33 protein-coding genes are annotated in these 20,220 nt (G+C 49.5%); 20 read left to right on the top strand and 13 right to left on the bottom strand.

Annotation, left to right across the window (positions count from 1 at the left end):
* Positions 1-34 precede the first annotated feature (34 nt).
* The 3 genes from SYN8016DRAFT_RS04660 (at position 35) to SYN8016DRAFT_RS15500 (ending at position 1,232) form a co-directional block, all read left to right on the top strand.
* Positions 35-253, top strand: coding sequence for a Nif11-like leader peptide family natural product precursor (locus tag SYN8016DRAFT_RS04660; protein WP_038013808.1), 219 nt, complete (start codon positions 35-37; stop codon positions 251-253).
* Positions 254-804: 551 nt separating this feature from the next.
* A complete protein-coding gene (locus tag SYN8016DRAFT_RS04650) occupies positions 805-993 on the top strand; it encodes a hypothetical protein (RefSeq protein ID WP_006853144.1) in 189 nt (62 codons plus the stop codon).
* 83 nt (positions 994-1,076) lie between these two features.
* Positions 1,077-1,232, top strand: coding sequence for a hypothetical protein (locus SYN8016DRAFT_RS15500; protein WP_006853143.1), 156 nt, complete (start codon positions 1,077-1,079; stop codon positions 1,230-1,232).
* Positions 1,233-1,695: 463 nt separating this feature from the next.
* Here SYN8016DRAFT_RS15500 and SYN8016DRAFT_RS15495 read toward each other — a convergent pair whose 3' ends face one another.
* Positions 1,696-1,854 (bottom strand): hypothetical protein, encoded by a 159-nt coding sequence (locus SYN8016DRAFT_RS15495; protein ID WP_006853141.1) that lies wholly within the window; start codon positions 1,852-1,854, stop codon positions 1,696-1,698.
* A 104-nt stretch (positions 1,855-1,958) separates the two neighbouring features.
* Between SYN8016DRAFT_RS15495 and SYN8016DRAFT_RS04645 the strand changes: the two genes are divergently transcribed.
* The 4 genes from SYN8016DRAFT_RS04645 (at position 1,959) to SYN8016DRAFT_RS04620 (ending at position 6,249) form a co-directional block, all read left to right on the top strand.
* Positions 1,959-2,198, top strand: coding sequence for a hypothetical protein (locus tag SYN8016DRAFT_RS04645; protein ID WP_006853140.1), 240 nt, complete (start codon positions 1,959-1,961; stop codon positions 2,196-2,198).
* A gap of 315 nt (positions 2,199-2,513) precedes the next feature.
* On the top strand, positions 2,514-2,903 hold the full coding sequence (locus SYN8016DRAFT_RS04640) for a hypothetical protein (RefSeq protein WP_216725575.1): 390 nt from the start codon (positions 2,514-2,516) through the stop codon (positions 2,901-2,903).
* 614 nt (positions 2,904-3,517) lie between these two features.
* On the top strand, positions 3,518-3,802 hold the full coding sequence (locus tag SYN8016DRAFT_RS04635; protein ID WP_038013806.1) for a DUF427 domain-containing protein: 285 nt from the start codon (positions 3,518-3,520) through the stop codon (positions 3,800-3,802).
* A 2,252-nt stretch (positions 3,803-6,054) separates the two neighbouring features.
* A complete protein-coding gene (locus SYN8016DRAFT_RS04620; protein ID WP_006853133.1) occupies positions 6,055-6,249 on the top strand; it encodes a hypothetical protein in 195 nt (64 codons plus the stop codon).
* Between the two features lie 109 nt (positions 6,250-6,358).
* On the opposite strand, the gene SYN8016DRAFT_RS04615 is transcribed toward SYN8016DRAFT_RS04620, so the two are convergent.
* The 6 genes from SYN8016DRAFT_RS04615 to SYN8016DRAFT_RS04590 all read right to left on the bottom strand — a co-directional run bounded on the left by SYN8016DRAFT_RS04615 (position 6,359) and on the right by SYN8016DRAFT_RS04590 (position 9,254).
* Positions 6,359-6,724 carry an AbrB family transcriptional regulator gene (locus SYN8016DRAFT_RS04615; RefSeq protein ID WP_006853132.1) on the bottom strand — a complete coding sequence of 122 codons (366 nt, stop codon included), beginning with the start codon at positions 6,722-6,724 and terminating at the stop codon, positions 6,359-6,361.
* Between the two features lie 267 nt (positions 6,725-6,991).
* A complete protein-coding gene (locus SYN8016DRAFT_RS04610; protein WP_038013802.1) occupies positions 6,992-7,234 on the bottom strand; it encodes a hypothetical protein in 243 nt (80 codons plus the stop codon).
* A 62-nt stretch (positions 7,235-7,296) separates the two neighbouring features.
* Positions 7,297-7,524 carry a hypothetical protein gene (locus SYN8016DRAFT_RS04605; RefSeq protein WP_038013368.1) on the bottom strand — a complete coding sequence of 76 codons (228 nt, stop codon included), beginning with the start codon at positions 7,522-7,524 and terminating at the stop codon, positions 7,297-7,299.
* Between the two features lie 239 nt (positions 7,525-7,763).
* Positions 7,764-8,174: a YccF domain-containing protein gene (locus tag SYN8016DRAFT_RS04600; protein WP_006853128.1), complete on the bottom strand. Its 411-nt coding sequence runs from the start codon at positions 8,172-8,174 to the stop codon at positions 7,764-7,766.
* Positions 8,175-8,184: 10 nt separating this feature from the next.
* Positions 8,185-8,814, bottom strand: coding sequence for an isoprenylcysteine carboxylmethyltransferase family protein (locus SYN8016DRAFT_RS04595; protein ID WP_006853127.1), 630 nt, complete (start codon positions 8,812-8,814; stop codon positions 8,185-8,187).
* A 191-nt stretch (positions 8,815-9,005) separates the two neighbouring features.
* Entirely contained in the window at positions 9,006-9,254 is a 249-nt protein-coding gene (locus SYN8016DRAFT_RS04590) for a DUF2973 domain-containing protein (RefSeq protein WP_006853125.1), read from the bottom strand.
* 118 nt (positions 9,255-9,372) lie between these two features.
* Here SYN8016DRAFT_RS04590 and SYN8016DRAFT_RS04585 point away from each other — a divergent pair, with 118 nt between their 5' ends.
* Positions 9,373-9,594, top strand: a complete 222-nt coding sequence (locus SYN8016DRAFT_RS04585) for a hypothetical protein (protein ID WP_006853124.1) — start codon at positions 9,373-9,375, stop codon at positions 9,592-9,594.
* A 19-nt stretch (positions 9,595-9,613) separates the two neighbouring features.
* Here the strand turns inward: SYN8016DRAFT_RS04585 and SYN8016DRAFT_RS04580 are convergent, their stop codons facing one another.
* From SYN8016DRAFT_RS04580 to SYN8016DRAFT_RS04560, 5 genes are all read right to left on the bottom strand, one after another.
* Positions 9,614-10,447 (bottom strand): alpha/beta fold hydrolase, encoded by an 834-nt coding sequence (locus SYN8016DRAFT_RS04580; protein ID WP_006853123.1) that lies wholly within the window; start codon positions 10,445-10,447, stop codon positions 9,614-9,616.
* A gap of 11 nt (positions 10,448-10,458) precedes the next feature.
* Positions 10,459-10,986: a superoxide dismutase family protein gene (sodC, locus tag SYN8016DRAFT_RS04575; protein WP_006853122.1), complete on the bottom strand. Its 528-nt coding sequence runs from the start codon at positions 10,984-10,986 to the stop codon at positions 10,459-10,461.
* Between the two features lie 48 nt (positions 10,987-11,034).
* A complete protein-coding gene (locus SYN8016DRAFT_RS04570; protein ID WP_006853121.1) occupies positions 11,035-12,243 on the bottom strand; it encodes a glycosyltransferase family 2 protein in 1,209 nt (402 codons plus the stop codon).
* Between the two features lie 264 nt (positions 12,244-12,507).
* Positions 12,508-13,248, bottom strand: coding sequence for a DUF924 family protein (locus SYN8016DRAFT_RS04565; protein ID WP_006853120.1), 741 nt, complete (start codon positions 13,246-13,248; stop codon positions 12,508-12,510).
* On the bottom strand, positions 13,248-13,544 hold the full coding sequence (locus SYN8016DRAFT_RS04560) for a hypothetical protein (protein ID WP_006853119.1): 297 nt from the start codon (positions 13,542-13,544) through the stop codon (positions 13,248-13,250). The genes SYN8016DRAFT_RS04565 and SYN8016DRAFT_RS04560 overlap by 1 nt, the downstream gene beginning before the upstream one ends.
* 54 nt (positions 13,545-13,598) lie before the next feature.
* On the opposite strand from SYN8016DRAFT_RS04560, the gene SYN8016DRAFT_RS04555 reads away from it, so the two are divergent.
* From SYN8016DRAFT_RS04555 to SYN8016DRAFT_RS04550, 3 genes are all read left to right on the top strand, one after another.
* The gene (locus SYN8016DRAFT_RS04555) at positions 13,599-14,009 is read left to right on the top strand and encodes a hypothetical protein (protein WP_006853118.1); all 411 of its coding nucleotides are present in this window, start codon (positions 13,599-13,601) and stop codon (positions 14,007-14,009) included.
* 104 nt (positions 14,010-14,113) lie between these two features.
* The gene (locus SYN8016DRAFT_RS15490; protein WP_170952814.1) at positions 14,114-14,284 is read left to right on the top strand and encodes a hypothetical protein; all 171 of its coding nucleotides are present in this window, start codon (positions 14,114-14,116) and stop codon (positions 14,282-14,284) included.
* Positions 14,285-14,305: 21 nt separating this feature from the next.
* The gene (locus SYN8016DRAFT_RS04550) at positions 14,306-14,659 is read left to right on the top strand and encodes a hypothetical protein (RefSeq protein ID WP_006853117.1); all 354 of its coding nucleotides are present in this window, start codon (positions 14,306-14,308) and stop codon (positions 14,657-14,659) included.
* A gap of 252 nt (positions 14,660-14,911) precedes the next feature.
* Here SYN8016DRAFT_RS04550 and SYN8016DRAFT_RS15485 read toward each other — a convergent pair whose 3' ends face one another.
* Positions 14,912-15,070 (bottom strand): hypothetical protein, encoded by a 159-nt coding sequence (locus tag SYN8016DRAFT_RS15485; RefSeq protein WP_006853116.1) that lies wholly within the window; start codon positions 15,068-15,070, stop codon positions 14,912-14,914.
* Between the two features lie 51 nt (positions 15,071-15,121).
* Between SYN8016DRAFT_RS15485 and SYN8016DRAFT_RS15935 the strand changes: the two genes are divergently transcribed.
* From SYN8016DRAFT_RS15935 to SYN8016DRAFT_RS04515, 9 genes are all read left to right on the top strand, one after another.
* Positions 15,122-15,247 (top strand): hypothetical protein, encoded by a 126-nt coding sequence (locus SYN8016DRAFT_RS15935; protein ID WP_256364593.1) that lies wholly within the window; start codon positions 15,122-15,124, stop codon positions 15,245-15,247.
* A gap of 15 nt (positions 15,248-15,262) precedes the next feature.
* Positions 15,263-15,448 carry a hypothetical protein gene (locus SYN8016DRAFT_RS04545; protein WP_006853115.1) on the top strand — a complete coding sequence of 62 codons (186 nt, stop codon included), beginning with the start codon at positions 15,263-15,265 and terminating at the stop codon, positions 15,446-15,448.
* A gap of 347 nt (positions 15,449-15,795) precedes the next feature.
* Positions 15,796-15,954: a DUF2256 domain-containing protein gene (locus tag SYN8016DRAFT_RS14420; RefSeq protein WP_071778021.1), complete on the top strand. Its 159-nt coding sequence runs from the start codon at positions 15,796-15,798 to the stop codon at positions 15,952-15,954.
* A 63-nt stretch (positions 15,955-16,017) separates the two neighbouring features.
* Positions 16,018-16,968, top strand: a complete 951-nt coding sequence (locus SYN8016DRAFT_RS04540) for a metal ABC transporter substrate-binding protein (RefSeq protein ID WP_006853114.1) — start codon at positions 16,018-16,020, stop codon at positions 16,966-16,968.
* 14 nt (positions 16,969-16,982) lie between these two features.
* The gene (locus tag SYN8016DRAFT_RS04535) at positions 16,983-17,735 is read left to right on the top strand and encodes a metal ABC transporter ATP-binding protein (RefSeq protein WP_038013367.1); all 753 of its coding nucleotides are present in this window, start codon (positions 16,983-16,985) and stop codon (positions 17,733-17,735) included.
* The gene (locus SYN8016DRAFT_RS04530; protein ID WP_038013800.1) at positions 17,735-18,556 is read left to right on the top strand and encodes a metal ABC transporter permease; all 822 of its coding nucleotides are present in this window, start codon (positions 17,735-17,737) and stop codon (positions 18,554-18,556) included. Before SYN8016DRAFT_RS04535 ends, SYN8016DRAFT_RS04530 begins: the two co-directional genes overlap by 1 nt.
* 97 nt (positions 18,557-18,653) lie before the next feature.
* Positions 18,654-19,286, top strand: a complete 633-nt coding sequence (locus tag SYN8016DRAFT_RS04525; RefSeq protein WP_006853111.1) for a hypothetical protein — start codon at positions 18,654-18,656, stop codon at positions 19,284-19,286.
* Between the two features lie 62 nt (positions 19,287-19,348).
* Entirely contained in the window at positions 19,349-19,633 is a 285-nt protein-coding gene (locus SYN8016DRAFT_RS15695; RefSeq protein ID WP_038013799.1) for a DUF3721 domain-containing protein, read from the top strand.
* Positions 19,634-19,864: 231 nt separating this feature from the next.
* The gene (locus SYN8016DRAFT_RS04515) at positions 19,865-20,206 is read left to right on the top strand and encodes a c-type cytochrome (protein WP_006853109.1); all 342 of its coding nucleotides are present in this window, start codon (positions 19,865-19,867) and stop codon (positions 20,204-20,206) included.
* Positions 20,207-20,220: the final 14 nt, after the last annotated feature.

Genomic DNA, 20,220 nt, shown 5'->3' with positions numbered 1-20,220 from the left:
ACTACACGGAGAAAAAGGGCATGGGACACCTGTTTTGAGCGCTCTCCAGTCCTTTTTGGAGCACTTGCAACGCGATGGTCGTTTGCAAAGCCGTGTTCAATCGGCAATGACAGCTGCTGAGGTTGCGATGATCGCTCAGGAGCTTGGCTATCCCGTGTCAGGAAGTGAGCTGCTTTTGCTATCAGGTAAGTCTCTGAGAGGGATGCGGGTGGTTCGTATTGATCATCCTGGTGAATATCCACACCGTTACTGAGGCAAGCTTCTGAGTAGAAACACTGATGTGTTGAGGAGATGGCATGCGCCATAACGAAAGAGCCCATTGGGAAGGGCTCAGATCAAGCTTGATGAATGCGTCTCGCGGGCCGTGGCCGGGGGGTCACGGTCTTTTTATTGGCCTGTTGTCTCTCTGATGGATGCGTTTTATTCCTGATCAGAATTTCCTTTGAATGTGCTGAAATCTTGAAAAATGGCGGTTGTTTGTCTCTATCACCACATGAATCATCCGTGATCCCGAAGACTTCTGATCAATGTGAGTGGTTTGCACCATGTTTTGCAGGTTGGGTGCATAAGTTGAGTACATACGAAAGTTCATTGATGTACAGAATTCAGGAGCTGAGCTCTTCCGGTTGGATGGATCACGGATCCAGAACAACAGAAATAGAGGCTTTTTGGGCTGCGCATGCTCTCAGCCAGCAGGAAGGACAATCCGCGAGAGTCCTCAACCCCTTGGATGAGATGGTTTGCATCATGAACCGAGCTGGTTCGACTGCGATTCAAACTGATCACGAGTTGGTGGCTTAACCGATGGCTTATTTCAGTCACTACAAACATTTCACGATTCGCTACAAGATGTCTGATGGCAGCAAGCAGGAGGCTTGCTTCTATGCATCCGATGCTTGGGAAGCTCGCATCCTTGCCATGGAGTTTTACGAACACATTCGGCGATGGCCTAACAGCATTGACCTGATCCATGAGGTAGGGTGCCGCTTCTGATCACTCACTGCCGAATCTTCCATTAAGTCAAGAAATCGCAAGGAATGGGGTCAGAGGCTTGAACTGGCTCCAAGATTGACTTCATGACATTGACTCACTGTCCTCTTTGTATCGGCTTAGCGCTGCTCTCAGCGATTCGAACCACGGCTCATCTGGTGATGATGGTTCAGCTTGAGCGTCGAACTGCAGAGCAGTTTGAGCATCCAGCCAGCGTGCTTGGAACGGTATTTGAACTCTGAGCTGTTTGACAGATGATGCGCACACGATGAGCACTTGCTCAGTGGTGTGCGTCCTAGAGACTCTTGTGGCGCAAGGCCCCATGGAGCTTGTTGGAACTGAGGCGTCTCGAGGCTTGGCTGTTGCTTTGGGCCTATTCGGCTTGGCATGCGGATTGAAGACGACTTTTAGGATCCTCGGATTCTGAGAACTTCTCGCACTCTAAAAAATTGGAACAACAATCAATAAGGGTGAATTGAAAATTCAATCCAAGGTTTGATGGCTGCTTTTACCAGGCTTTTTTTGTGGAAAATACTATCAGTAGAGGATGAGAATTAAAATGAGGTCTTTTAAGGGAGGGAGTACCAGTCAGCAGTCACACCTAACTGGAAATCACACTCTCCTTGTCATTGAATATCAACGGAACCAACTTGGTCGTCTCGTGGATCGTATCTTTCGAGGATGCAAGCTTGGACAAGCGATGGATCACTTATTGGCGATGACCCAGGCAGTGGCGACCCGTTGCTTTAAGTAGAGATCCGCAAGGTGTCTGGCTAGCTGTTGCAGTTCCGCCACGTCGGTGGTGGAGTCAATTTGACGCTTGATGGATTCGGTTTCGAACTGCTGGGAAAGAGTGGCTTCCATGGAAGTGACTAAAGTTGTCACTACCTTAAAAATTCTTCATGAAGACCGCGGGCCACGGTTGGCCGACGGAGGCGCCAAGATGTAACGAAATCGTTACAAACCCCATGACCGTCGGCGAACTCGTGCTCGAAACCCTTTCCACCGGAGTGATTACGGAAGATGAGGTCACTTGGCTCACTGATCATCTTCAGACCTTTTCAAGGCCTGAAGAAGCAGCTGCGCTTCGTCTAGGTCGTCTTATGGATGAAGGACAAGTCAACCTCGGATGCCGTGTCTCCAAGCGCTGGCTGCATCACCGTGAGGTCCTTGTGGATTGGATCGAACCTCTGGGACGCCATAGCTGACTGATCTTTCGAGAGACTCCTTTGTCATGCCCATGAAGGCCTGGACAGAGTGATCACTCCGACTTGAATTGAGTGATTGTTTTTATTGGTTGTCTGTCAAAGCTCCAACATAGGCTTTACTATTGTTCGAAATTCTTTTGCATTAGTTTTGGAAGTTGAGGCTTTTCGGGCTTTAGAGAATGGTTATTCAGCAATATTCAGGCTGCAAAGCTTTTTGATTAGGTCGTTTTGCTTATTCCATAAACCTTTTGCTAACTTTTAAGCTTCAATCAAGGTTTTGCTGGATTCTATAATTAAAATGCCTTTATCTGAGATTTGAACAATATGCTCGGAAAATTGCGTCTAGCGAATAGGCTTGAGTTATCAGTGGGGATTGGTTTCACCCTGATTGGTTTTTTTATCGGCTCACTTTTGATTAGAAGCACGTTAAATAATAAAATCAATCTGGAATCACCTCAAGAAGTGAGTGAGCCTGCTCCCAAGCCTTATGTGAGTGAAGTTTCTCCCAGTCGTGAGACTCCTAATACAACAAACCCGCAAGAAAAAGATGTTAGCCAAACACAAAATAAGAATCTACCCGCTGCTCCCTCCGCTTCCAACGATGAATTTAGTCGTTTGTCTCAGGAAGAGAAGAATTGCGTGATTTGGAAAAATGCATATCCTGAAGCTGCTTATAAGCTCAAGAAAGGGGATGCATGCTACTGATTTGCATGCCCATAGTTTTTATGCATGTTTCTATACTCTGATGACCTGAGTGAAAGGTCATGCCTGCCTGTTTCTCTTGCGATTTGTGCTGCGCTAAGCGTTGGATTGCTTAGCTCACTCGTTGCTCCTGAGTTCTCAGCATTTCATAGGCTTTCCACAAGCCATCCACTTCTGAGCATGTCAATTCTTTGTTACAAACTCGATATTTCCCATTCCCAACGGCATCAATGGTTGAACCTTTGGATGTAGCGCAGATTCTGCTGAGAAAGGTCACTGGAATGACTCAGTTACCTTTGGTCTAGATCAGGATCTAGGCATTGCGCTCGTTTTTCCGCCGTTCCTTTTCAGATCGAAATAGATTTTCGCGGAGAATAAAGACTGATGCGTTGACCGACTGCATGGCGTCGATGCGCAATACATCCCAAGATGTCCAGATCGTTTGGTTGCATTTAAATTTAGTCCTCAAAAATTTCGATGGACATAGTTTTAAGTCAATATTTTCTGCTTTCTGTCTTATTCCATTTGAATTTGTGTTGCTTGATTCATCGAATTGATGATCTGAAGCCTCACACTACAGTCCATACCTACTTATTATGGTGAAAAAACCAAACTCAATGAAAGCAGTTTTCAATGGTTGCGTTCTTGCCGAAAGCGACGATATTGTTTATGTGGATGGGAATCCCTATTTCCCTCGTGAAGCGATGCATGCTGAATATTTTCGCGATTCTCGACACACGACGGTGTGTGGATGGAAAGGGAAAGCACGCTACTGGGACCTCATTGTTGGTGACCATGTGATCACTAATGTGGCTTGGAGCTATGAAACACCAAAGCCTGACGCTGAGTCGATTCGTTATAGATTTGCTTTTTATTCCGGCAAGGACATCATTGTTTCATAATTCATTTAAAATATCTCCTAGCCTTCTAAGAATGAATGGCTGATTACTATTCATCGCTAATAGCGCCTAGATAGATTTAGTTTTCTTTTTTCAATCCTTGGCGGCTTTCACAGTTGATGGCGTATAATTAGAATATGGATGATTTTAAGTACATGGTAGGTGAATCATCTGAAGCTTTGCGGTCAATCTCTGATGGCTTAGATACTAAATCTTCTTCGTATCGTATTGTTCGCGATGATCTTCAAGAAGATTCGATCACGAAGTTTCGATTTGCTAATTACGATGACGCCTATGATGAATTAGAACGTTTTTATGGAGATCTTTGTTGCTCTGATGAGCGGGTTGAATACTCAATCGTTTCGATCTGACCTGATTTCTTTGCCTCGTGTGAGCTTTGGCTTCTTCATTGTCTTGGTTTTATGCGCTAGATCGCTGTCACATTTTATTGTGACAGCTGGTTGTAGATCTTCGAAAATCTGTTTGGCGAGTTTTTGCTTTTAAAGCTTTACACAATGTAGTCATAATCTTGAGTGAATCGAAACTCATGCACTCTTAGGGTGTGTTGTCCCTATGCTTTGCACATCACAACTCAATGTGATGCGAAAGGCCGGGTGATGGGGATTACTTGGTTGCAGGCCGCTCATGTGTTGAGCGGTTTTTTTGTGGTGTCACGTATCTCTCTTGCCCTCGTTCAATGCTTTGAGCCATTTTATAGAGCTTCAATGTTGTCTCCAGTGTATGAATGAACAGGAGTTTGACATGAATTCAACTGGCTTTTCTTTTCTGTACTCGCTATAATCTTTTCTATTGTTTTTGTTTTGTGAATCCCACCAAAGTTTTGCGTGTAATCGTTATTGTTGCTTCTCTCGGATCAGCTATTTTGGCGTTCCAACTCACGAGTGGATTGAACGATTCTGATTCTTCTAATGAGCTGCAAGAGGCTATGCCTGCTCTTCAATAATGATGCGTCGATTCACGCAGCTAGTGATTCGAAAATAGCTGCTTTTTGCATGCATCGAGTGTGATTGTATATCTTACGTTGTGCTTGTCGTCCACAACTCTATAAATTTTGCCAGTAGCCATACATTTTGTCCGAGCATCAACAAATGCTTTGAACTCAGTTTCTCTGGTTACTTCTGCTGTCCAGCTTTCATCAGAAAGGTGCTCAATCGTGTACATCTAGATCTAACCGTTATCGATATGTTGGCCTCTCGCGGGACAAAAGCGTGCGATCTACTGATTAACCTTGGAATCAGAAATAAATTCTGAATTAATCAAATGCATTTCTGTATTTTTTATTTAATTTCACTTAAATCGCCGCGGACTTGTGCGAAGAGCTTGAAGTGGTGGCCTGGATCTGGTGATGGTTTTATTTTGTACTTTCCGTTGGCTCAAGGCACCGAGTTTGTCGCTCAAAGGCTTGTGCCTGACTCATCTTGTTGAGCAGCTTATGGATGTCATGGGCAGAAAGCTCTCCATTCGATGCCCACTTCATCGATGACAATTCGTATTTTTGAAGAGGTGAGGGCATCGACCAGTCCAATAGGTAATTGAGCTTACGTTGGATCTTGAAATCCAAACGGTCTCAATCTCTCTTCTGCCCTTCAGAAATTCTGTAATTCGTTGTTTGCTTGACGGGCTTTCCCCTGATCCGATGGTTTTTCGTGGATTTCGTTTCTGTGTGTCTCTGACGGCTTGCCGGGGCTGTGGAGGTTGTGGCGTAAAGGTGCGCTGATCTGTCTATTGCGCAGCAGGAGCTCAAGGGAGCATGATAAAGAAAATCTGTAGTTATCTCTCGTGGCTCACGGACCCTGTTGCCCCCTCCATCAATCCACCCTCGATTCACCCGACTATTGGACTGATCCAGCTTTGATGCCATCGGCACTCCCAGCCTCTTCCTCGGAATGGCGACGTTGGGAAATTGAGAGTCGGAACCGTCACGCGAAGTGGGCGGCCCGTCATGGCTAATGACCGCCGACACCCGATCACGGCTAGGCCTTGTTGGCTTTGACGCGTATCTCGCACGATGCATTCAGCAGCTATCGAGGCTTTGTGATGGGGGTGATTGGCTGTGTATGGAGGCTTTGGTGCAACATTCTCTGAATGATGCTTATTGATGAGTTGAAAAGTCTTGCACCTGCAAGGATTTAATGGTTAAACGTGTTGTTGATGCAAGCTTCGATGCTTGCCTTCCAATGTGCCCTATCAGTTCACTCGATAAGGCAGACTGTATCTAGGTCTAGGATCCAAGCATGGCAACAGCAGAAGAGAAGCGCACCATTACGAAGAAGCGCCTTCAGGAACTTCGCAATATGTGTCGCGAACACTACAACGTTCTGATTGAAGAGGGCACCATGCCTGATGCCGCTGATGTTCGTGTGACCAATCAGAAGCTTGAGGAGTTGATGGAGCTCCTTGATGGAAAAATTAAATGGGATAATGCTTAATTATTGCTTTTTATCGTTCAATTTCTAGTTGTTCTGTTTTTGATATTTTTTAATGTAGTTCGCAAACAAAAAGAGGTGTGTAAAGCCTCCTTTTGTTTGCTGAGACTAATTAATCTTCGGTATCTTCACTGCCTTCGGGGATGAGACGGATTTGCTTTCGACCTAGCTTGATGGTGAAATTGTCGCCAGGGCTCAGATCAAGCATCGCTGTATAGGCTTTCCCGATTAAGAGGTTTCCATTGCCTTGCACTTTGGCGATGTAGCTGAGCTTGCGTCCGCCTTTGCCAATTCCCCCTGCTCCGCCTCCGAGATCAATACCTTTGGCGTTCAGAAGAGCCTCATAAAATGCAGTGAAATTTACACGATCACTTCCGTCTTTCTTCTTTGAGACGTAGCCACACTGAGTGGCTAAATCGGTCTTTGATACATCGCCAAGATCTTTGACCTTAGCGAGCAGGTCTGCACCAGTGAGCATTTGGGAATAAGCCTCAACAAACTATTACTAACAGCGCATCCTCATCTACGTCAACACTTTGGATTGATTTGATTTTTCTTTGTGTATTTCTGGCCTGTGGCTTGTCATTTCGATCCAGATGTCTTTTGTGCCTCTCGTTCTCTAGGTTTTGCTTTTGCCTGTTGATGTTGTTGCTTCGCTTCTTCGGCCTCTGTGCGCTTGCTCCAGGATTTGTGTGGTAGCGGCTAGCTGGTCGGCGGACCTGGAGGCCTCCACCTGGTCCTGGTCTCAGCTTGCCGACGGATCAACATCATGCAATTGGGACAACACGCGTGCGGCCAGTCCCCTTGAGATCCTTCTTTCAATCAATAGGTTGCAAACCCAAGTAAAAAGGGGGGGGTTGGCTGGGTTTGAGGTCAGTCGGTCTTGCAAGAGCATCAGCTCTGGTTTCGTTTTGATTCCTCGTAAGGCATCAATCAGCATGTCTTCGCCTGTTGTGGCTTGAACCGTGCGTTGAGCTGTGCTGGTCATCTGCCAAAGGCATGTGTTCTCTTGTTCTGGCACGTCTTGCGGTGACTTTGCAAGGCTTTTTCCTACTGATCAGCCAGCTTTTCAAGGGAATTAGCCGTTCGATACAACTGGTGTGATGCCTGCGGGCTGATTCCGTCAATGGAACTCGCGGAATAGATGCTTCCATCCCAAGCCAGATACTGAATCCCCTTGTCTTCGCTCCACATCCAACCGAGAACATTAATGAATGCACTGCCATCTCTAATGGCGTGGACGTTGGAGAAGGCTTGAAACTCGCTGGGAATGTTCATTGCGATTTTGATTATTGGCATGCTCGTCGTTTGTAGCTTGGCAACGGATGTCTAGAAGAACCACATCCGTTGCAAGCTGTCTTCACGCTTTCCTTAGCGATTGCCTTTCCATCGCAGCATGCTGATCCAGATCGCGAACAGCGTTCCAACGGGGATCACGATCACGAGGAGCTGAGCGATCACCAATTGTCGTACCTCTGGATCCATGGTGTCGGCTCTTCGTGATGAGTTCCTCGCTTTTAGTTGTTTTGATTGACTGGAACGATGGTCATTCCGATGGGAGCTATAGCAATCACAGCGAGTTTGATGTGCTGAATCCCGAAGGGGATCCCAATGATGGAGACGAAGCAGGCCAGTGCTGAGGTGAGATGGCCGATTGCCAGCCACCAGCCAGCCACTAAAAACCAAATCACATTTCCGATGAGACCCATCGGTCCGGTGCCTAAATCAACGCGCCCATTGAGCTCTCGTCGATTAATGGCTTCAAACCCAAAGGGCCATAGAGCAAATTTACCAATCACAAAACACGAGCGACTCCAAGGCAGGCCCACGATGCTGATGGCAGAGAGAAGACCCGCCAACCACCAGCCCAAGGCCATGGGCAGGCCACCAAGAATGACCCAAAGAATATTGAGAATTGATTTGACCATGCACGTATTCTTACCAAATCCCAGGAATTAAGCGAAAACTTGTAGATTTGTAATCCGAAAAATCCTGATATTTGATTCTCATTGATGCCTCTTTGTCGCGTATGCGTTGTAAGTACAAAAGAAAAACTGAGAGTGGCACTAAGAATGCCCAAAGGGAACCTGCTATCACACTAAAACTTAGGTAGCGCATCAAGTCTCCTGTGTAATTGATATGGCGTACACCACTCCAAATTCCTGTACGAACCAAACCGGTTCCGCTTTCTTTCGCTGTTGTTTTTTGGATGTCAGCAGCCGTGTTGATCAGGCTTCCGAAGTAAAAAAGTGGAATTGCCGTTGCCGTAGCTGCGATGGAAAGCTCTGTTGAGTTTGTAAAGGCTAAAAATGCTGGTAGTGAATAAAAAACTCCAACAATCACCAGTGCACCAACAAATCCAGAGAAATCAACTTTTTCTGTGAAAATCTGCTTGCGACGCTCTGGATAAATCCTTTGCTCTATAAGCCACCATAAGCAATAGCTAATGTGCATACACGCGTATAGGATTTGCCGCTGACCTTCGATACCAAATAGCCCTATCAAACCAAGAATCAAAAGGATCGTGACCGCTTTTGCCCAATTGATTGCAGTTAGTTGTGATGACATTGTTGACGCATTGTTATTTTCTTAGCAGTTTCAACACAACGAAAGCCGTGCAGATGGCGAGGATCCACCAAAGCCAGGTTGAACTCGTAACGATGGCAATGGAAATCCCTATGACCAAGAAGATCAAAAATTGATTGAGGGTCATGGGCCACAGGTATGGAATCCCATTCTGAATGGGACTTAGCCCCTCTTCAATCAGTGATGGACGCTTCGGGACGATCCTGGCCCGGGAAGTGCACGACCAGAAGATCTTCTCCGGTGATGGAACCGTTGGCGTCTAGGAGTTCGGGATGGGTGGTTAACAAACCTGTCCGGTCTGTCCGGCGTCTTGAATTGGCAGGGGCCGTAGAGCTAGAGCTCATGCGCATCATTCGAAAGGCTTGGACCAACAGGAAGACGAAGACGCTTCCATAAACCAAGGGAAAAAGTGCAGACAGCATGTGACAAATCCCTGTTATTAAGAAATATTAACGGGTTTGTTGTTGATTCGCGTTTCTGAATCAGCTGTAAACCGGAAGCTTCGTTGGTTTTGCTCGTGCTTTGGGCCAGCTTTGGGTCATGACGATCTCCCTTCAACTTGCCGTTGCTCGATGCACCGCTCGCGGTCTGATCAATGGAACGGCTGCTGCCGATTACAGCGAGGTCATCACCCTCCACCGAATGATGCAGCTTGAGGGTGAAACGGCTCTTGCCGCAGGCTTGTTAGCGCTGGCGCGCTCTTTGAATCCATCTGAGGCTATGCGTGATGTCTCTGCCCACAGACGACATCCCTCGGCGTAAGGGAATGCTCGATGCCTTTCTAATGACTGATGGAGTGATTGTTTGAAGGGTTTGATGGGTGTAATAACCAGCGTTGGAGTTGGCTCACACACTCGGACGTTGATTCATAGGGAAGAACGTTGCGTCCATGAATGCTTGCGCTCACAGCAGTTGGCATCTGCTGCGCATAGGTTTGGATGCGTTCTTGTGCGTCATCCCATTGCTTGGAGCGGCCGATTCCGGTGGCCTCTTGCCCGAACAACAGCCACACAGGTTGGTTGATTTTCTGCCATTGACTGATCCAGTTGCGTCTCCAAAAACCAGCTAAAAAAGAAAATGTTGCCCAACGCGTACTCATGTTGGCTGCTTCTTGTTCCAACGTGTCGAGCCATTCGTCGTCAACGTCTTTGTTGTTGGCAAATAAATTATTGACAGAAAACGATTTTAAAAAGGCTCGACGGCGTGCGTAGCGATAAAACCAAAAGCCGATTGGGCCCTGAAACAGCAATCTCCAGATCCATTGAGATTGTGTTTGCGGAAAGGGTTCCTCAAGAATGCGCCAACTCGGTGGGCTGATCGCAACCAGGCCGGCGACGAGTTCCGGTGCGGACTTGGCTACAGCCAAGGCAATGGGAAGAGAGGCTCCTTGTGAGACCAGAACCGTTGGTGTGTTGGTTTGGTCTCTTAGAAGATCGACCAGTGGGGCCGCCCAATCTTCGGGGGCAAGCTGTTGATTTGGATGCTCGTGTACACCGCATCCGAGTAGGTCTGGAGCCAGCAAGGTCGTCGTGTCGTCAGAAGCTTGCCAACACCTGATGAAACGATCCCAAAACCGACTGGATAAACCAACCCCAATCGGATGAATAAGAAGCAAGCGTGATGAGCTCAAGACCCCACACCGCAGGCAATACGAGCACCACCTCCACCTAGGGGAGGCGAGTCCGCATAGGTGTCTCCCCCTGCATGGACCACCAGAGCCCGTCCGCGCAGGTCGGAAGCCTTGAGCCGTGGTGCCACCACGCTTGTGGTGGTGTTGCCATCTCGGTCCACCACTAATCGGCTGAGGTCACCGCGATGGCCATTCCCGAAAGGTCCGAGATGGGTGTCGGTTTGATCTGGATCCCAATGTCCCAGTGCTGCAAGGCCTGCGACGGAGTCTCCTTCTGCGTTGGTTTGTGCAGCGCACTGATCGCCAGCATGCAAGTGGAACCCATGCTCGCCCTCACTCAGTCCACTGAGTTCAGGAATAATCACCAATCCTTGATCCGTGTCTCGTGCACTAATCGTGCCGATGGATTCGCCGATTCCCTCACTGGTGATGCTGTTGATCGTGATTTCAATCGTGCTGGCTTGCACGGTTGCAGGCATCAGCAATGCCAAGCACAGAGCCAGGAGTGCACCAAGTCGGTACATGGGGTGTTTACAGATGCATTCATTTTGTCTGGACGACGGCTCTAACTGTTAGAGCGCCTGAGCCTCGGCAAGGGAGCGGCCTTTCCAGGTCCAGCCCTTTCCCGTCAGGCTCTTCCAAACGGATGTGGGTGCGATCAGCCCGATGATGAGGCCGCCAATGCCCATGAGCCACCAATGGCGTAAGGGCACCGAAAATCGGGATCGTGTCCAGAGGCGAACGCTGAGTTGCATCAGGATTGCGATCAATCCGAGACCAGCATCTCCGAGCCAAAGACTTTGATCATGACTGCTCAGACACGCCATCGTCAGGCTGGTCGGCAGGAGTAGCCATGGCAGCGTGAACATCAACAGCACCACGCCGCCAGCTCCTAAGGATTTGCTGATGCTGCGATCCAGCCCAAGGAACCAGTTTTTGCTCCAGCCTTCCCAAAGAGCCTCGAAATTGGCGTACATCTGTAGGTCGACGGCATCAATTCCGAGCACGTATCGCAGGCGAAACCCCCCCTCCTTAATCAGCCGCGCCAAAGCCAGATCTTCGACAACTTCCCCCGCGAGGGCCCTGTGGCCGCCGATGGCGTTGTAGCTGTCCCTTCGGAACAACATGAAGGGTCCTGCCGCAAAGGCCACTGTTGAATCAGGATCGTTGGCTTCGAGGATCGGAAACCCAAGCCCTAGCAAGCTCGCCATGATGGGTTGAACCATCCATTCGGTGAGACATCCACAGGTCAAGCGTGGAGCAAGGCTGAAGAGATCGGCCTTCTCCTGGATGCTCTGGTGGAGTGCTCGACGGATGGCATCGGGTGCCAGGCTGACATCGGCGTCGATGAACAGCACCCATGTGCTTTGGACCTGCTCCATGGCTTGGCTGCAACCCCAGTTCTTTCCTACCCAACGCTCTCCCTTGGGGCGTGGACCAGCTTGGAGAACGGCTGCATTGGGTTGATCAGAACCGGCGAAAGCACGGATGGTCTGTTCCGCAATGTTGACCGTGTTGTCGCTCGACTGATCGTCGACAACAATCACCTCCCAGTGAGAGCAAGGCTTATCAGACTTCAGTACGTGCCTCAGACAACCGTCAATATTGAGCGCTTCGTTGAAGGCTGGGATCACAACGGTGAGACTGGTCTTGCTGATGTCTTGATCGTTGTGGTGCCAGAGCGTTGGAGCTGAGGCAAACACGCGCTGTAGGCCGAGAAGAAGGATGCTCAGTCCAAGCGCAGCCGCTAGGGCTGTGACTCCTACAACGCAAGCCACCATCTGGAACAGGGTCAAGAGTTGGGCCGCTTCTGCTGCCTACTTTGACCAACTTCGGCCTCGATGTTGTCTTTGCAGGTTGAGCAAAGCAGATGACCCTTGTGTTTCCAATAGGTGCGGGTGGAACGTTCGATTGTCTGCTTGCAGAGCAAACACTGAAACATGGGGCTCATGGTTGAAATGCCAGCACGTCTACCCCTTATCCCACGGGCCCCAAACACGTTTTGTTCATGGGGATTTTTTTCTTAGCTCAGATGGATTCGTTGTTTATCGGCGTTGTCGGTCGCGGCGGTTTGCTTTTCGCGTTCCCCCATATTGATAACCGGGATGGTTTTGCAGCTTGTTCCAGCAGCTGGGGCATGCCAATTGCCAGTGAGGTTGGGCTGCAGTTTTCACCCTGTAATGAATGGGCCCATGACTGGAGCATTGATCACAAGCATGAGATTGGGAGCGTTTGCGTTTGCCACGGGATTGCCAATCCTTTAAAAACTTCAGTTCCTCGTCGCTGGAAGCCCTCCCCAGGGCGGCATTGCGTTGGGGATAACGTCCGAAACGCTGGATCAGATTCTTGTGGCGTGAGGCGACTGCAACGGTGGCTGGGTCGCTCCAGCGTTCCAGGTGGGTGATCGCTTCCTGAATCACTGCCAAGTCCTCACTGTGCAGCATTGGCATCAACCAAAATTGGCGACGCACCCGTTCTGGTTCTTCGGCGATCCATCCCTCCGCGATCGCTTTGCGGGTCAGCCTTAGGGCATAAGCATCGCCAGCAAACGCACGGGGTTCGTGCCTCCATATCTGCCGGGTGAACTGATCCATCATCAAAACCAGTGCAAAAGCACTGGTCGCGTCCTTCTCCCAGTGGGTTAGTTCACCTTTCAATGCTGATGACGTGATCTTGCCGAAGCGGTCCAGCACCACCTGATCAAACTCCGCATTGCTGCGAAACCATTGGTGCGGGCGACAGTCTTGAAACCAGAAGTGGAGCACCGCTTTCGGGCTGGTCTCCATCAGTTGTCTTGACGCACTGCCTTCACAGCCAAGCCGGCTTCCGCGCTCGTCACAGCGGCGAGAACAATCAAACCGATCAGTCCAACGAGTTGGTTTTGCGGTTCAGCTGCAGTCGCGGAGTTTTGAGCCAAGACGGCACCCACCACAAACCAGGTTGTGGCCAGGAGAGAGGTGATCCAGTAAGCCTTCCAGCGTCGTTGGTACAAATAACCAGCCCCAAGACCGGGCACCACGTTGAGCACAACAGCCACCCAGCCAGCGGATGCGGCGAGCACCTGTTCTCTTGTTGGAGTCATCAAAACGCTTTGTCTTCACGACACTCTGTCGTGTTCAGTGCTTGGGTGGGGTGAATGACTTCGCCTGCCTTGCGCTCTCTGTTTTCGTTGTGTTTTGTGGCTTTGTTTTGGCTCGTGCCCTGTGCGCCTGTGTTTGCAGACAGCTATTGGTGTGAAGGAGACCTGCTGACGGCGGAGCGAACCAATTTGGGTCGGGAGGCGATCGGCGCTGTGGTGGAACCGATCCCTAACAGTGCCGATGGAACAGTGCCTGGCGATGGGATCCTGATCCATTGGCGAGACCTCAGCCTGCAACTGCCACGCACCAACAATGCAGGTCCACCCAGCTACACCGATGGCCGTTGGTGGTGGCGGGTGGAAGATGCGGATCATCCTGAATTCCGCCAGAGGAAAGCCTCGATTGAAACCTATGCCTGTGAGGCTCAGGTGGAGGGTGCTAACCCTCTCAACAACAAGAATTCATAGATCGCGACTGCGCTCACTAACAGTCCAATGGCTCCAACCACGAGCTTGCCGTTCATCGCAGAAATCCTCACAGCCACCATCATGGAGGTATTCACAATGTTGTCGTGCACGGTTCTGCTTGGATCTTGTTGGCTTGGTTCGTCGTCGCGATTGCCTGCGCAACCCGTTTCTGGCGGATCACAGCAGCCTTTCGTCGAAACAATGGATTGGCTGAGCCCTCTAGCAAAGCGATGAGAGAGGCCCTCGAACGGGCATGGGAGCGCAGTCCGCGCTGAAAACGGCGATAAATTGGGGGTATGGAACCTTCTTTCACTACGGACAAACTTGAACAAGAGCTCAAGCAGGCACAACAGTTCGGGCGCTGGCTGAGCGACGAAGAGCGTTTGGCCCTGGAAGAGGAGAAGATGCAAGCGTTAAGAATGATCGAACAGCAGCGTCATCGACGCCTGCGTCTCATCGTGTTGACGGCTGTTTGTCTGCTCATTCCTCCGCTTTGGGGCATTGCCGCAGGTCTCAGTTTTTATTTGCTGTTTCCAGAGACGGCAAAACGGCTCGCTTTGTTTGCTAGTGGTGGACTGATTGTTCTTGCCGTGTTATCAGCCCTGGTGATTGGATTCTTGTTAACAACTATTGCTAATCTGCTGTTTTAATTTTTGGTTTGATTGAATTTAAGTTGATTTGATTTTGTATTGCAACCGCCGGATCGCAAGCTAAGGTGTGTCTGCAAGTATTTAAAAATTAAGCTTAAAAATTAAATTTGAAAAGAAATTGCAAGCAAGATTTAAATTTTAAGAATCAGCCAAGCGAGTGTGCAGCTTACGACCAATGAAATGATTCCAGCAAGCGCTCTCCAGAAACGGGGGTCATTTGTTTGATACATGGAGAAAGACGCAACAGATCATTCAGGATGACAGCTGAATCGTTCCTGCTTCAATGCGTTTTAAGAGATTGCTTCTCAGCTTTTGATCTTGTTCATCCATTCCGCGGTTCAGTAAAACCTCGCGATAGTGCTCAACACTGATCTGGTTGTGCAAGGTGGCATCAAGGTAAAGCTCGACCATGACGTGTAGATAAGAAGTTATGTAAAGCTATGCGCCTGAATCGGCAACTGCGTGCAGTTTTTCGTTCGGTTCTCCACCGCTCAGGGATGGCAGCAGCTGGACGCTGCTGAGTTTGGCGGTCGTTGTGCAGGTTTTGCTTGGCTCCTCCCTCGCTGCACCCTGCTTGGTCTTCGATGATTATTGCTTTCGCTTATGGACCATCGCTTGCGTCAATACAGCCGTTTTGGTTTAAGAGCGTTGCGCATCGCGGCAAGCACTTTGGCCTTGGTTGAGTTGCTCCGCTCTGATTGGGTGGCGGGAGCAGGAGCCTCGTTGGCTTGGTTTCTGTTTGTTCAAGTTGAGCGACGCTGGACAGATCCAGCAGATGTCGATTCCTGAGCTTTGAAAGTTGCGGCTCGTGAAGACGTCACGCATCTGACGCTTGATCATGAGAAAGCGAGCACCTCTGTTTGAAATTCTTGATTGGAGTGTGAATGGGATTCATCCTTGGAATGATCTAGTCATGATTTCTGTTGATTGAATTGCCATTCATTGGCAGGAATGAAAGCAGCAAATAAACAATTGGTGCTTAAGAGACATTGCCGGCCACTTGAAGCAAAACCAAAGTGGCCTCCTCCTCTGCTTCACCATTCAATGAGGCTCAACTCAGCATCATCAGCCTTTAAAATGGGCAAGATCGAGGTTTTCTAAGCCTGATTAGCCGTTCCTTAGGGTGTTCTCGTCTGATGGCGCCATCGCTGGATCGCCCCACAAAAATCTGTGCCGTCTGCGGTCGCCCATTCCAATGGCGGCGCAAATGGAAAGATGTTTGGGAAGAGGTGCGTTATTGCTCTGAGCGCTGCAGACGCCGGCGTGGGGAAACTTCAGCACAACGGCCCTCATGAACCAATGATCTTTCCGTCACGGATTCAGCTGTTTTGAAGATCATCAGCATCTACCCAGCAAGGATGTTTGGACGTCGTTTTTTGCGACGCTTTACTGCACTTGCTATCGCTTTACCCCTTGCTGTTGCTTGCACAAAGCAGGATACCTTGCCTGGGAAACGAAGTCATCATTCTGATGATCGTCCGATTGTTTTGACAACATTTACGATCCTCGCTGATATGGCTCGTCAGGTTGCGGGTGATCGCTTACAAGTTAAATCCATTACGAAACCAGGAGCAGAAATTCATGGATATGAGCCTTCTCCCAAGGATTTAGAGCAAGCATCAGGAGCAGATTTAATTGTAGAAAATGGGTTGGGATTGGAACTTTGGGCTCGTCGTTTTGTTCAATCGGCTGGTGATGTACCCACGGTCACTCTCACCGAGGGGATGGAGCCCTTGCTCATTGAGGGGGATGCCTATGCCGGTAAGCCCAATCCCCATGCCTGGATGTCACCTCTTCGGGCTCAGGGATACGTGGATCGACTTGTGGATGCCTTTTCTCAACTTGATCCAGAGGGGGCCGAGTTGTATCGAAACAATGGCAACCGCTACAAGCTCCAGTTGGAACAATTGGATGCTGAGTTACGCAACCTGCTCGCTGTCATTCCCAAGCAACAACGTGTCCTTGTCAGCTGTGAAGGGGCATTTTCTTACCTCGCCCAAGACTATGGATTTGATGAGGCGTATTTGTGGCCGGTGAACGCTGAAAGTCAGATCACTCCAAAACGCATGGCCCGTCTGATCGAGCGTGTCAAGAACGATCAGGTTCCCGCCGTGTTTTGTGAAACCACAGTGAGTGATAAGGCCCAACGGGAGGTGGCTCGAGCTTCGGGTGCTCGATTTGGTGGCAGCTTTTATGTGGACTCTTTATCAAAACGCAACGGTCCTGCGCCAACGCTGCTCGACCTTCAACGCCACAATGTGAAACTTCTTAGGCAGGGGTTGGCTGCGTCCGCCGAAAAGTCCTCATGACTCAGAGTGAATTGATGCGGATTGAAGCCGATCAGATCTGTGTTGACTACAACGGCACAGTGGCTCTCTACGACGCTTCTCTTCATTTGCCTTCGGGATGCATCTGTGGATTGGTGGGCATGAATGGGTCCGGCAAATCGACACTCTTCAAGGCGCTAACTGGCTTTATCCGCCCCTCTCGCGGCCACATCAGAATCAATGGCCGCAGTGTTGCCCGGGCTCAGCGCGATCAAGCCGTTGCCTATGTGCCTCAGAGTGAAGGCATCGATTGTGATTTCCCCGTCTCTGTTTGGGATGTGGTGATGATGGGTCGCTATGGAGCCATGAATGTGCTCCGGATTCCACGACAGTCAGACAGGGTGGCCGTTCGCGATGCCCTGGAGCGCGTTGAGCTTCTTGATCTCAGGGATCGTCCGATCGCTGCTCTCTCTGGAGGTCAAAGGAAGCGGACATTTTTGGCAAGAGCCATTGCCCAGCGTGCATCGGTGTTGTTGTTGGACGAACCCTTCAATGGCGTGGATATACGTACGGAAAAGTTGATGGCCGAATTGTTTTTTCAGTTGCGTACGGAAGGACGCACTATTTTGATTTCCACCCACGATCTCAGTCATGTCAGAGACTTCTGCGATCTCACAGTTCTGATCAATAAAACGGTCTTGGCTTACGGTGAAACCTCTGAGGTGTTCACTCCGGAAAATCTTTCCTTGGCCTTCGGGGGCCTTCCTCCAGATTTATTGACCGGCCATAGTTCCTCGGAGGACGCTTGATCACATTTCTGCTTGAGCCTCTTCAGCACGCCTTCATGGTGCGGGCTTTGCTGATCAGTGCCACCGTCGGTGGCGTCTGTGGTCTCCTCTCTTGCTATATGACCCTGAAGGGTTGGGCTTTGATGGGTGATGCTGTTTCGCATTCTGTCTTGCCAGGGGTGATCTTGGCCTATGCATTAGGGCTACCTTTTTCGGTTGGGGCCTTTGTCTTTGGTGTGGGATCAGTGGCCACGATTGGTTTCGTTAAGCAGAAATCTCGAATCAAGGAAGACACCGTGATTGGCCTCGTGTTTACAGGCTTTTTCGCTCTGGGTCTGGTGTTGGTCTCGAAGACGCGTAGCAATATTGACCTCACACATATTCTTTTTGGCAATGTGCTTGGCATCTCTATTGCAGATATCCAACAAACCATGCTGATTTCAGCCCTTGTAACGGCTGTTCTTTTGTTGTTTCGTCGTGATCTGCTTCTGTTTTGTTTTGACCCTACGCATGCACGCTCGATTGGCATTAATACCGGCGTTCTCCACTATTTGCTTCTCTCCGTTCTTTCTCTAGCGGCGGTTGCTGGCTTGCAAACCGTAGGCATTATTTTGGTCGTTGCCATGTTGGTGACTCCTGGAGCTACCGCTTATTTACTCACCGATCGCTTTGATCGAATGAGTTGGTTGGCGATAGGAAGCAGCATCCTTTCCAGCATTCTTGGGGTTTATACAAGCTATTGGACGGATAGTTCCACCGCTGGTTGCATCGTTCTTGTGCAGACCGGTTTGTTCTTGGTTGCGTTCCTCTTTGCTCCTAAATACGGTATCGTTAGATACTAGTTTTCTGTTTGGTTGTGAATTTTTTTTAGCTAGGTCGATAAATCAGTGACATAGAATGTAAGGCTGGGAAGTTCAAGAATTGTCACTTTTTCTTCCAATGAAAATTTCGCATCTTCCTTTTTATGGAAGCGTTGTAGCAGCTCTTTCTGCAGTTGTTTTAGCACCCGCTGGGTTTGCTTCACCCAACCTCCAAGTTGAAGAAGTTGATGGGTTTGAACGAGCCAACCTCCAAGTTTTTGACAACACAATTACCCTCAATGAAGTCTTGGACGCGCAGAAAGCCTGGTGTGCAGGCTTGCTTGCAATTAGCAAGGCCTATCAGAAAGGTGGATATGATGCCGCAAAATCGGTCGCTGTGGATGTTATTGATGGGGCTTATGCCTACCAATTTGGACCGATAGCGTTTAAACCTACTTACACCAGAGGAGAGTCAACATTCCGTGCAGATCGCGCTGGCGCGATTGCTTATTTCGTAGGCCCTGATCCCTCGATTAGCCGATTTGGTAAGGATCAGGGCTTTGCTACTTATCGCAATTGGACCAGTTGCAAGATTGTGGATGATGTTGTCCAATTGATGGGCCAGACAGCTAACACAATGGGATATATAGAAATTGTTGATGCCAAGGGTGGTCTCGCAAGACCCGAGAAGACTTGGACGTTCTGGAAGCAAAAGAATGGAAGTATTCGTATTATTCTCCATCATTCTTCATTACCATTTGATGCTCGGTAACAAGCGAAGCGGTCCAGCGGGACCTGATGCAGCAAACTCAAAATGTTGCAATCAAATCTGAGATGCGTCGCTCCCCATCCGCTGGACTGCTTCTGAGCTTGCTGGCTTTGACGACTCCAGCAATTGCTCATCACGAGATTGGTTCTGACCACAGCGGCACGTTGCTTTCGATGGAGAAGCAGCCCTCCCCATCGAAACTCGGCACTGCGCCCATCAAAGCGATGTATGACACCAAGGCAGAGGCAGAGGAGGCCGCAACCTTGTTCAACTGCAAGGGCGCTCATCAGATGGGGGCGAAATGGATGCCTTGCGACGCTCATAATCACGGCCCCAACGCAGGCCCCTGAATAATCGCCCCTCTCCCCCTCCGTTGCCCTTCTCTTGCTGGTGTTGATGGGTGTGCAGGGTCTGCGCTGGCTGAACTGATTGTTGGCGCTCAATCCAGACGTCTGCTCGCCTGCTTGTTTGGATGCTCTGACGATGGAACCGCTGACAGATTCATTCCATAACGATCTGCAGCAACGTCAGCACCGGTGCTTCAGATCTCCTGAGAATGGTGAGGATTGATATTGGGAACCATGCGTTTTTTGCTATCTGCTGCTTTTGCTTTGCTGCTGGTCTTAAGCATGCCAATGCGTGCGATGGCTTCTGACACCGTGAGGGGTGGTCAGATTTTTAATACCAATTGCGCCGCATGCCATGCCGGCGGTGGAAATATTGTGAAGAGTGAGCGGACATTGCGGCAGGCCGACCTTGAAGCTTTTCTCCCCAACTACGTGACTGGGCATGAGACCGGAATCGTGGCTCAGGTCACCTACGGGCGTAACGCAATGCCAGCATTTCTGGATGTGCTCAGTGAAAATGAAATTGCCGATGTTGCGGCCTACGTTGAAGATCAAGCCAGTCATGGCTGGAGTTAGCCACTTCAAGGGTT

The organism is Synechococcus sp. WH 8016 (assembly GCF_000230675.1).
Lineage (GTDB): Bacteria > Cyanobacteriota > Cyanobacteriia > PCC-6307 > Cyanobiaceae > Synechococcus_C.
This window is presented reverse-complemented; position numbering and strand designations above follow the sequence as displayed.

Coding starts and splice junctions, on each gene's coding strand:
- SYN8016DRAFT_RS04650 (WP_006853144.1), top strand. CDS start 805: ATGGCTTATTTCAGTCACTACAAACATTTCACGATTCGCTACAAGATG.
- SYN8016DRAFT_RS15500 (WP_006853143.1), top strand. CDS start 1,077: ATGACATTGACTCACTGTCCTCTTTGTATCGGCTTAGCGCTGCTCTCA.
- SYN8016DRAFT_RS15495 (WP_006853141.1), bottom strand. CDS start 1,854: ATGGAAGCCACTCTTTCCCAGCAGTTCGAAACCGAATCCATCAAGCGT.
- SYN8016DRAFT_RS04645 (WP_006853140.1), top strand. CDS start 1,959: ATGACCGTCGGCGAACTCGTGCTCGAAACCCTTTCCACCGGAGTGATT.
- SYN8016DRAFT_RS04635 (WP_038013806.1), top strand. CDS start 3,518: ATGAAAGCAGTTTTCAATGGTTGCGTTCTTGCCGAAAGCGACGATATT.
- SYN8016DRAFT_RS04620 (WP_006853133.1), top strand. CDS start 6,055: ATGGCAACAGCAGAAGAGAAGCGCACCATTACGAAGAAGCGCCTTCAG.
- SYN8016DRAFT_RS04615 (WP_006853132.1), bottom strand. CDS start 6,724: ATGCTCACTGGTGCAGACCTGCTCGCTAAGGTCAAAGATCTTGGCGAT.
- SYN8016DRAFT_RS04610 (WP_038013802.1), bottom strand. CDS start 7,234: ATGACCAGCACAGCTCAACGCACGGTTCAAGCCACAACAGGCGAAGAC.
- SYN8016DRAFT_RS04605 (WP_038013368.1), bottom strand. CDS start 7,524: ATGAACATTCCCAGCGAGTTTCAAGCCTTCTCCAACGTCCACGCCATT.
- SYN8016DRAFT_RS04600 (WP_006853128.1), bottom strand. CDS start 8,174: ATGGTCAAATCAATTCTCAATATTCTTTGGGTCATTCTTGGTGGCCTG.
- SYN8016DRAFT_RS04595 (WP_006853127.1), bottom strand. CDS start 8,814: ATGTCATCACAACTAACTGCAATCAATTGGGCAAAAGCGGTCACGATC.
- SYN8016DRAFT_RS04590 (WP_006853125.1), bottom strand. CDS start 9,254: ATGCTGTCTGCACTTTTTCCCTTGGTTTATGGAAGCGTCTTCGTCTTC.
- SYN8016DRAFT_RS04585 (WP_006853124.1), top strand. CDS start 9,373: ATGACGATCTCCCTTCAACTTGCCGTTGCTCGATGCACCGCTCGCGGT.
- sodC (WP_006853122.1), bottom strand. CDS start 10,986: ATGTACCGACTTGGTGCACTCCTGGCTCTGTGCTTGGCATTGCTGATG.
- SYN8016DRAFT_RS04570 (WP_006853121.1), bottom strand. CDS start 12,243: ATGGTGGCTTGCGTTGTAGGAGTCACAGCCCTAGCGGCTGCGCTTGGA.
- SYN8016DRAFT_RS04565 (WP_006853120.1), bottom strand. CDS start 13,248: ATGGAGACCAGCCCGAAAGCGGTGCTCCACTTCTGGTTTCAAGACTGT.
- SYN8016DRAFT_RS04560 (WP_006853119.1), bottom strand. CDS start 13,544: ATGACTCCAACAAGAGAACAGGTGCTCGCCGCATCCGCTGGCTGGGTG.
- SYN8016DRAFT_RS04555 (WP_006853118.1), top strand. CDS start 13,599: ATGACTTCGCCTGCCTTGCGCTCTCTGTTTTCGTTGTGTTTTGTGGCT.
- SYN8016DRAFT_RS04550 (WP_006853117.1), top strand. CDS start 14,306: ATGGAACCTTCTTTCACTACGGACAAACTTGAACAAGAGCTCAAGCAG.
- SYN8016DRAFT_RS15485 (WP_006853116.1), bottom strand. CDS start 15,070: ATGGTCGAGCTTTACCTTGATGCCACCTTGCACAACCAGATCAGTGTT.
- SYN8016DRAFT_RS04545 (WP_006853115.1), top strand. CDS start 15,263: ATGGACCATCGCTTGCGTCAATACAGCCGTTTTGGTTTAAGAGCGTTG.
- SYN8016DRAFT_RS14420 (WP_071778021.1), top strand. CDS start 15,796: ATGGCGCCATCGCTGGATCGCCCCACAAAAATCTGTGCCGTCTGCGGT.
- SYN8016DRAFT_RS04540 (WP_006853114.1), top strand. CDS start 16,018: ATGTTTGGACGTCGTTTTTTGCGACGCTTTACTGCACTTGCTATCGCT.
- SYN8016DRAFT_RS04535 (WP_038013367.1), top strand. CDS start 16,983: ATGCGGATTGAAGCCGATCAGATCTGTGTTGACTACAACGGCACAGTG.
- SYN8016DRAFT_RS04525 (WP_006853111.1), top strand. CDS start 18,654: ATGAAAATTTCGCATCTTCCTTTTTATGGAAGCGTTGTAGCAGCTCTT.
- SYN8016DRAFT_RS15695 (WP_038013799.1), top strand. CDS start 19,349: ATGCGTCGCTCCCCATCCGCTGGACTGCTTCTGAGCTTGCTGGCTTTG.
- SYN8016DRAFT_RS04515 (WP_006853109.1), top strand. CDS start 19,865: ATGCGTTTTTTGCTATCTGCTGCTTTTGCTTTGCTGCTGGTCTTAAGC.